At 73.0% G+C, this 8409-nt stretch carries 9 protein-coding genes; 2 read left to right on the forward strand and 7 right to left on the reverse strand.

Annotated elements, in window-relative coordinates; genetic code table 11:
- Positions 1–102 precede the first annotated feature (102 nt).
- The 3 genes from I6A60_RS26215 to I6A60_RS26225 form a co-directional block, all read right to left on the reverse strand.
- Positions 103–1053, reverse strand: a complete 951-nt coding sequence (locus I6A60_RS26215) for a DUF5336 domain-containing protein (RefSeq protein WP_203020032.1) — start codon at positions 1051–1053, stop codon at positions 103–105.
- Between the two features lie 242 nt (positions 1054–1295).
- A complete protein-coding gene (locus tag I6A60_RS26220) occupies positions 1296–1835 on the reverse strand; it encodes a GNAT family N-acetyltransferase (RefSeq protein ID WP_203020030.1) in 540 nt (179 codons plus the stop codon).
- Positions 1832–2113 (reverse strand): DUF1778 domain-containing protein, encoded by a 282-nt coding sequence (locus tag I6A60_RS26225; RefSeq protein ID WP_307873880.1) that lies wholly within the window; start codon positions 2111–2113, stop codon positions 1832–1834. The genes I6A60_RS26220 and I6A60_RS26225 overlap by 4 nt, the downstream gene beginning before the upstream one ends.
- 293 nt (positions 2114–2406) lie before the next feature.
- Between I6A60_RS26225 and I6A60_RS26230 the strand changes: the two genes are divergently transcribed.
- On the forward strand, positions 2407–3273 hold the full coding sequence (locus I6A60_RS26230; protein ID WP_203020026.1) for an SDR family NAD(P)-dependent oxidoreductase: 867 nt from the start codon (positions 2407–2409) through the stop codon (positions 3271–3273).
- Positions 3274–3309: 36 nt separating this feature from the next.
- On the opposite strand, the gene I6A60_RS26235 is transcribed toward I6A60_RS26230, so the two are convergent.
- The 3 genes from I6A60_RS26235 to I6A60_RS26245 all read right to left on the reverse strand — a co-directional run bounded on the left by I6A60_RS26235 (position 3310) and on the right by I6A60_RS26245 (position 5913).
- Entirely contained in the window at positions 3310–4281 is a 972-nt protein-coding gene (locus I6A60_RS26235; protein ID WP_203020024.1) for a TerB family tellurite resistance protein, read from the reverse strand.
- Positions 4282–4358: 77 nt separating this feature from the next.
- On the reverse strand, positions 4359–4805 hold the full coding sequence (locus I6A60_RS26240; protein WP_203020022.1) for an NUDIX domain-containing protein: 447 nt from the start codon (positions 4803–4805) through the stop codon (positions 4359–4361).
- Positions 4806–4920: 115 nt separating this feature from the next.
- Positions 4921–5913, reverse strand: coding sequence for a DMT family transporter (locus I6A60_RS26245; protein WP_238436282.1), 993 nt, complete (start codon positions 5911–5913; stop codon positions 4921–4923).
- Positions 5914–6310: 397 nt separating this feature from the next.
- On the opposite strand from I6A60_RS26245, the gene I6A60_RS26250 reads away from it, so the two are divergent.
- Positions 6311–7267, forward strand: coding sequence for a triacylglycerol lipase (locus I6A60_RS26250; protein ID WP_203020020.1), 957 nt, complete (start codon positions 6311–6313; stop codon positions 7265–7267).
- Between the two features lie 121 nt (positions 7268–7388).
- On the opposite strand, the gene I6A60_RS26255 is transcribed toward I6A60_RS26250, so the two are convergent.
- The gene (locus tag I6A60_RS26255) at positions 7389–7718 is read right to left on the reverse strand and encodes a transglycosylase family protein (RefSeq protein WP_203020037.1); all 330 of its coding nucleotides are present in this window, start codon (positions 7716–7718) and stop codon (positions 7389–7391) included.
- Positions 7719–8409: the final 691 nt, after the last annotated feature.

Below are 8409 nucleotides of genomic sequence, written 5' to 3' on the forward strand. Positions count from 1 at the left end.
CGCCGTGGCGCGGGGGCGCGCCTTGGTGAAAACCCCCCCGCCGCCCGGGCTACCCCGCGCGGGCCGGCGGCCGCGGGAACCGGTCAGGCTCGTCGCCTCAGGTCACCGGTCCCAGTGCTGGTCACGGCCTGGGTCACGCCCACCGGCGTCCGGATCGGCGTTCGGTCCGGTGCTGCCGTAGCCGCCCCTGCCCTCCTGTCCGTAGCCGCCCCGGCCCTCCTGGCCATAGCCGCCGCGGCCCTCCTCCTGCCCGTAGCCGCCGCCGGTGTCCGGACCGCGATAGGCGCCACGTCCCTCGGAGCCCTGGCCGCCGCGGCCCTCGGCCTCATAGCCACCACGGCTGTCGGGACGGGACCGCTCGGCGGTCGTGCCGCCGGTGCGGCCGACCTCCTGGGGCTGGTCGTCGCGGCCGGCGTACTGCCGGTCACGGTCGATGACCCGAGCGCGCTCGGCGCCGCGGCCCGAGTAGCCCGACATCGACGCGTCACGTTCGACGTGGCCCTGGCCGTGGGTGCGCTCACCGCTCGCCTTGAGCCGGCGAAGGGCGAGCAGCGTCATCACCAGTGAGGTGATGAGGCCCAGGATCAGACCGTATCGCGCCCCGGACGCCACCGCGGCGTAGCCGTAGTTGGCGTTCACATGCGGAAGGGAGATCCAGCGAATCACGATCAGCAGCGCGGCCACCGCGCAGAGCGCGGCGATCGCGGTGGAATGGCTGGCGCCGCTCCCGGGCACCTTGCCCCGGCCCAGCAGGTGCGCCGCGGCGAGCCCGGCCGCGACCAGCATCAGCACGATCGGGATCCACGCCAGCGCGCCGGAATGCCACGCGTTGAGGCTGCCGGTCCAGGTGTGCAGCGTGCCATAGCCGTAGTTGTCGTATGTGTAACCCCGGTATCTGGTGCCGAACCAGGGCAAGAAGCTGAAGATCAGGCCGAGAATCCCGAGGCCGATAATCGGGACGTCATGGGACGCGAAGCTGCGTCCCTTACCGCGGCCGGCCTTGGTCGCGGTGGTTCCGGGGCCATCATGGGTCGCAGGACCGCGACCGGCCATATTCGCCATTGGCGACAACCTCGTCTCTCCCGAGCCATCTTCTGGCGGCGGCTCTCGCCGTACCCGGAAGCTCGTGGTCGGAGGGTGTAATCGATCGAGCCTTTTCACCATCGTTTCGGGTCAGGCTGAAACCGGTGCGGTGCCGTAGGGGAACTCCCCGAATTCCGGCGCGCAGAAACTACGCCGAGCACTCGGCCGTGGCATTTCCGACCGGACCGTCCCGTTTTCCGCCGGGCTGGCCGTCAGCCGCCGAGGTCTGGCCCGGACCCCGTGGACGCGTGCCGCACGGCCAGCGCGAGCACGTACGGGTCGAGACGCGTCGAGGCGAAACCGAAGTGCCGGTAGAAGCTCCTGGCCTGGTCGGAGACGGCGTGCGCCAGCAACAGCGGCAGACCGGCGGTCCGGTAGACGGTCGCCGCCCGCATGACCGCGTCCCGCAGCAGCCGGGCCCCGACGCCGCGGCCCTGGGCGGTCTCGTCGACCGCGAGCCGGCCGATCACCAGGGCCGGCAGCGGGCCGAGCGTGGCGGCGGGCGCTCGGCGTGAACGCCAGCGCGACACGACCGGCGCCCGGCTGGGCTCGACGGCGCCGCGGGTGAGGCAGTAGTAGCCGACAACCCGGCCCGCGCCGGCGGTGACGACGAACGTCGTCACGCCCTCCTCCTGCTGTTCCAGGGCGTGATGTCGCAGCCAGCTGTCGAGGACCTCGTCGCCGCCGCGGAAGCCCCGGGTGTCGTGCTGGTCGGTGAGCCGGGTGGGCGGGCCCGACGCGCTCGGGCTCACCGGGCTTCCTCGTCCGGTCCGTCCTCCAGCAGCTCGCGCAGCCGCGACGCCTCGTCGGGCGCCGGGCCGCCGAGCAGCTCGGCGAGCTCCTTCCAGACGACGTCCGTCGCCCCGAACAGCCGCCGGTCCGCCAGCGTGTCAGCGGCGTGGCGCCGCATCGCTTCCGCGGCGAAGTCCTCCAGCGTCACTCCCAGGCTGTCGGCGGCCGAGCGCACCAGCTCAGCCGCCTCCCCCGTCAGCCGCACCGTGACCTGCTCGCCCTCGTCGGTTGCACCCACGCCCGCCAGTCTGCCCCTGTCCCACTCCCAGACCGGCACCGACCCGAGTGAACGGGCGCCCCGGCGCAGCCCGCGAGAGATCAGGAATCGGCCAAGAACGCCGCACACGTCAATTACGCGGTGCTAACCTGCGCGACGCGATGCCGCCATGTCCGGAACATCCACACGATCCCGACCTGCCCGGGACCGGAGCCGGCGGATACGTGACAGTTCAGGGCCGCGCGCCGGCCGCAGCGGGCCGTGGCGCGCGACGCGGCTGGTCGCGCGCCACGGAGGCACAGAGGAGAACGTGCATGGGGGACGCCGAGGGGCGGGTGGCCTTGGTCACGGGCGCGAGCCGTGGCATCGGCGCGGCGATCGCGATCCGGCTGGCCGCCGAGGGCGCGGCGGTCGCGCTGACGGCTCAGGCCGTGCGCGAGGGCGACCCCCGGGATCCGGGCTCGCTGACCGGGGTGCTCGCTCGGATCGCGGACGCCGGCGGGACGGCCATCGCGCTCGCCGCCGACCTGGCCCGGCCGGACGGCGGCCGCGAGGGGCTGGTCGCCGCCGTCGAGCGGCGGCTCGGGCCGCTGGACATCCTGGTCAACAACGCCGGCATGGGCGGCTACATGCCGTTCCTGGACATCGCCGACCAGCGGATCGACACGGTCTTCGAGGTGAACCTGCGCACGCCCTGGGAGCTGTGCCGCCAGGCGCTGCCCGGGATGCGCGCCCGCCGCCGCGGCTGGATCATCAACATCGGCAGCGCGGCGGCGGAGGCCCCGGTCGGCCCGCCGTACGGCGGCACCCTGCCGGACCTCCAGGGCTCGCTCTACGGCAGCTCGAAGGCGGCGCTGCACCGGTTGACCATGTCGCTGGCCGCCGAGGCGTACGCCGACGGCATCGCCGTGAACGTGCTCGCGCCGGACGCGGCCGTGCGGACCCGGGACGACTGGCCCTCCTCCGACGCGAGCCCCGAGCCGGTGGAGACCGTGGCCGAGGCCGCGCTGGCACTGGCGACCTGCTCCCCCGACGAGCTGACCGGACGGGTGGCCTACAGCCTGTCGCTGCTCGTCGAGCTGGGACGCCCGGTTCACGGCCTCGACGGCGTCACCGAGTTCGCCGGCTGGCAGCCGCACGAGATCCCGCTCTCCCGCCTGCGCCATCCCCCGGTGGCCTGATCGCGCCGCGGGTCCGGCGCCGGGCTGGGGGCCCGGTCAGGCGGGGTGGGCGGCGTCCAGGCCGAGGACGGCGGCCGCCTCGCTGAGGACCTCCTGCTCGACGGGCGGGAAGGCGCCGTCGATGCGGCCCATCACCTCCCCTAGCCGCAGGACGGCGGTCGCCTCCGCCGGCCGGCCGCGCACCTTCGCGATCTCACCGAGCGCGGCGTGCTTGCCCACCTCGAAGTCGGCGGCCAGCGCGGCCAGGCGCTGCTCGAACACCCGCTCCAGCTCGTCTGTCGGGAAGTACGCCATCACCGGGTCGGTCGCCAGGAAGGCCCGCAGGCCCTCCCGCTCGGCCGGGTCGATCCGGCCGTCCGCGGCGGCCACCAGGGCGCACATCGCCACGGCGGCGTCCCGGAACCGTCGGCCCCGCAACTGGTCGCGCCGGGCGGCCAGCTGGGCCCGGACCGCCGCGACCGGCGGCCGGCCGCCGTGCCAGGCCGCCTCGGCCGCCGCGGGCGCCAACCGGCGCCAACCCGGCCGGGCGTTCGCCAGCCAGTGCCGCGTGGCCCAGGCCACGGGCAGCGGCGCGAGCCTGGTCACCACGAGGTCGTCGACGCCGACGAGGCTGACCTGCTGGCCCCGCCAGATCTGCGGGGCCTCGTCATCGGCTGACCACTCGGCCGCGAACAGCAGGGTCAGGACGTGCTCCGAGCCCGGAGTTCCGTGAGCCCACGATGGCTCGGCCCCGTCCGCGTCTGACGAGGCTGGCGCGGGCGTGTCGGCGGCGGCCTCGCCCGCGTCACCGGTGTGCTCGACGGCGCCCGCGAACGCGAGCGCCCCGGCCGCCGGGACCAGCAGTCCGTCGAGGTGGCGGGCCAGCGCGCGTTCCGCGCCCTCCCCCGCCCCGACCGGGCCGCCGGGCAGCGCGTGCCAGAGCTCGGCCGGCGGACGGGTCAGCAGCACCTTGTCGTCGACGAGCGCGACGAGCCTCACGTCGAGCCGGATGGCGGGCGGCACGGCCATGTCCCCTCTCCTGGTGTACACGTCTTCCTGGTTGCCGGCGTCTGTCTCGATCTCGCGGCCGCCGACCAGCCGGGTCGTCAGCCGGCGGGAAGGCTGGTCCGCCAGGCCGGCTGCGCGTCCCGGACCCAGTCGAAGATCATATTCTTGAGGGCGGCCGGACGCAGGTCGAGCCGATCGAGGTCGTCGAGGTCGACCGAGAACAGATGCAACTCCCGATCATGGCTGATGATCTGCGCGGCCCATGGCAATGGCGCGGCGAACACCGTCATCAGCTCATGGACCTTGTCCGTGCCGACGGAGTAGTCGTGCTCGACGCAGCCGACGAAGTCCAGCGCGCGGATGTCGAAGCCGGTCTCCTGACCGGTCCCGCGGCGCAGCGCGTGTTCGATGGTCTCGCCCGGTGAGAGCCGGCCGCCTGGCAGGAAATACCAGGTCCGCCCACGATGGCCGGCCAGCAGCACCCGATCCTCGGTGAGGATCAGGAGCCGTGCGCTGATCTCGGTCCGATCGGCAGAGGGGGCCATGAACACTCCGCTGTGAGGCGCCGCGCACCGCCTGGCCGTGACCGTCCGGGTGAAGCCGTGCGGCCGCGGGCGGCGTCGCGGTCAGCGTCCCACACGGTGGGCCTGTCCGTACATCTCATTGTTTGCGTGCGTTCGACAAATCGCCGACACGGTCGCACTGGCGTTCCCATTGGCGCTGAGCCCCGATTGCTCCGTTTACGTTTCTCCTGGCGTCCCCGGACCGCGTGTATTGGGTCAGGGCCACGCAGGCGAGGACGAGCCCGGAGACGGCGAGCGCGGCCGGGCTGACGTGCTCACGCAGAAGCAGCGCCGACCAGGCCAGCGTGAGGACCGGCTGGGCGAGTTGCAGCTGGCCGGTCCGGGCGACACCGCCGCGGGCAAGGCCCGCGTACCAGGCGAAGAAGCCCAGGAACATCGACACGACGGTCACGTACGCGAACCCAAGCCAGCTGGCCGGCCCTGCGCGCGGCGGGTCGAGGATCGTCACCACCACGGTCGCGGGCACGGTCAGCGGCAGCGAACCGACCAGCGCCCAGCAGATGGTGCGAGCGCCGCCCAGCTCACGGGCCAGCCGGCCGCCTTCGGCGTAGCCGAGCCCGCACAGGCCGACGGCACCGAGCAGAGCCAGGTCCGCCGGGCCGAGGCCCCCCGACACGGCTCCCGACGCCACCAGGAACGCGAGCACCGCGACGAGCCCGGCCAGCGCAGCGGCCCAGAACAGCGGCGGCGGACGCTCCCGGCCACGCAGGACCGCGAACACGGCCGTGCACGCCGGCAGCACCGCGATGACGACGGCCGCGTGCGCCGCGGTCTGGGACGTCAGCGCGAGCGACGTCAGCAGCGGGAACCCGAACACGACACCCAGCGCCACCGCCGCCAGCTGCCGCCACTGGTCGCGGGTCGGCCGGGGTGACCCGGTCAGCCTCAGGTAGCCGGACGCGAGCAGGCCCGCGCCCACCGCCCGCGCGAAGGCCACGAACCACGGGTTCAGGTCCTCGACCGCGACCCGGGTTGCCGGCAGCGACATGCTGAACGCCAGTACCCCCGCGCCGCCGAGAACGCGGCCCGATACCCACCAGCGGGCAGTAGCGCTATCCAGACTCCTCATGGTCAACGATAGCGGAGCCAGCACGTCCCGCGCGCCGCCGCCGTCGCCGGACCAAACGGCGACGGACGCCGCCGGACGGTGACCCCCGTGAGCCGATGGCGATCCCGCCGAGCGGCCAATCGCGGGCGCGGCGCTCACACCGACACCAAAGTGCTAGCCAATCGAGGACCGCGGCCGCGCAAATCGGCGGCCGGCGGCCGGTTCACCGGACCGCCGCCCGCTAGATCTTCCTGGTCAGCCTCCGGCGATCGAGAACGCGGCCGACCGCCGGCCGTGACGGGCCAGCAAGATTTCCTAGACATTTCCTACCTACCAGTAGGTAACTATCTCCACCCACCAGATCCGCTCCGGCCCGGCGCCCGGCCGGCCCGGGCGGCAGCAACCCGGGAGGTCGCTCATGCTGGTCAACCGCCTTCGCCGCCGATTACCCCGACGCGCCGCACTGATCGCGCTGCCGGCGGCGCTGGTCACGGCCCTGTTCGCCGGCGGAGTGGGGACGGCCGCGGCCGCCTCGGCGGCGGCGCCGCTGCCCGTCCTCTACAACTTCCCGGCGGCGGTCGCGATCTCGCTGGCGCAGCCGAACGCCGACCCACCCGGCTCCAACGACTTCTCCTGCCGGCCGAGCGCGGCCCATCCTCGGCCGGTCGTCCTGGTCCACGGCACACTCGCGGACAAGACGAACGAATGGCAGGCCCTCGCGCCACTGCTGAAGAACGACGGCTACTGCGTCTTCGCGCCCAACATCGGCGGCGCATCGCCGGACGCCTACATCCAGGCCACCGCCCCGATCGAGCAGAGCTCGGCCCAGCTCGCCACCTTCATCGACCAGGTACTCGCCGCCACCGGCGCGTCCCAGGTCGACCTCGTCGGCCATTCCCAGGGCGGCATGCTCCCGCGCTACTACATCAACAACCTCGGCGGCGACGCGAAGGTCAACGCGCTGATCGGCCTCGCGCCCTCCAACCACGGCACGACCCTCGACGGCCTGGCCCAGATCGCCCAGGCCCTCGGCCTGTCCAGCACCGTCGCCTCGGCCTGCGCGTCGTGCGCCGAGCAGATCATCGGATCACCGTTCCTCACGGCGCTCAACGCGGGCGGCGGCACCCGGCCCAGCGTCCACTACACCGTCATCGAGACCAGGTACGACGAGATCGTCACGCCCTACACCTCGGCGTTCCTGTCCGGTTCCAACGTCAAGAACATCACCCTGCAGGACCGCTGCATCCTGGACGGCTCCGACCACATCTCGATCGCCTATGACCGCGTGGCCCTGCGCTTCGTCGAGAACGCGCTCGATCCCCAACACCCCAAGCCGCTGATCTGCGTCCCGGTCCTGCCGGTCGTCGGCGGCTGAGTTCACCCGCCCAGCACGGCAGGCCGCCCAGCACGGCAACTCCCCCAGCACGGCACGAAGCCCCGCGTCGCGAGACGCGGGGCATCGTGAATGTTCGTTCAGCGCCGATGCGGCGTGAGGCTCAGATCTTGTGGCCCCAGCAGCCCTTCGAGGCGTACCACGGGCTGGTGCCGGACATGGAGTACAGCTTGTAGGCCTTGGCCCACTGCTCGGAGACCGAGGCGTTCTGCGGCAGACCCTTTCCGCCCAGTCCGTGCCACGTGGACGGCAGGAACTGGAAAAGCCCGCCGGCACCGATCGAGTTCACCGCGCGCGGGTTGCCACCCGACTCGCACGGCACCACGGCCGAGAGGAAATGCGCCGCCGACGGCCGGGCCGAGGCGGAAGCAGGCTGGGTGGCGACCAGACCGGTCCCGACGACCGCCGCGGCCAACGCCGGGGTAGCGATCATCGCACGGGCACGGGTGGAGAGGCCACGAAGCAAGATTGAAGTCCTTTCCCACGCCTCCGAAGACGGGCAGAAATCCGCACGCACTCCAACCCGGCGAAAATCCGGCCTGGAATCCGTAACCCGGAAAGGGCATCGACACTACGATGCCAGGCGCCACCTCGGTGACGCGCCCACCCTCAGTCCCTGCCGAACAGGTCCGAAGAAAACGCCGTGACGCGGGGGCAAAGAAAAGGCGTCCCGCCCGGCGTGTGCCCCGCCGTCCAGCGCGGCACGAGAACCACCATGACAGCCAGAACCCAGCCCTGGCAAACCCCGGAAACCCCGGTAACCAGACTCACACGCCAATACAGAAGAACGTCCGGCCAGACAAATCCCGACACGTTCCCACGCTCTCGCCACCCACTGCCACCGGCCCCGCACCACGGCCGACAAGCGCGCCGGGGAGTGACCGGGCCGCCCGCACCGGCCACGCCGCGCCGTCAAGGCGCTCACTCAACGTCGGCCATTGTGAGGACGGACACGCCGCCTCGGAGGCCGAACACCGCGTGCCGGGGGTCGACCCACGGATGCACCGCCCGGCCCTACCGTCCGGCGCGTTGGATACCGACCGCTGCCGCGGGGGGCCCGCGCCGGGGCCCCGGCCCCCCGGCCCCCCCCCCCCCGGGGGGGGGGGCCCCCCCCGGCCCCCGGG

The sequence above is a fragment of the Frankia sp. AgB1.9 genome, assembly GCF_016786355.1.
GTDB lineage: Bacteria > Actinomycetota > Actinomycetes > Frankiales > Frankiaceae > Pseudofrankia.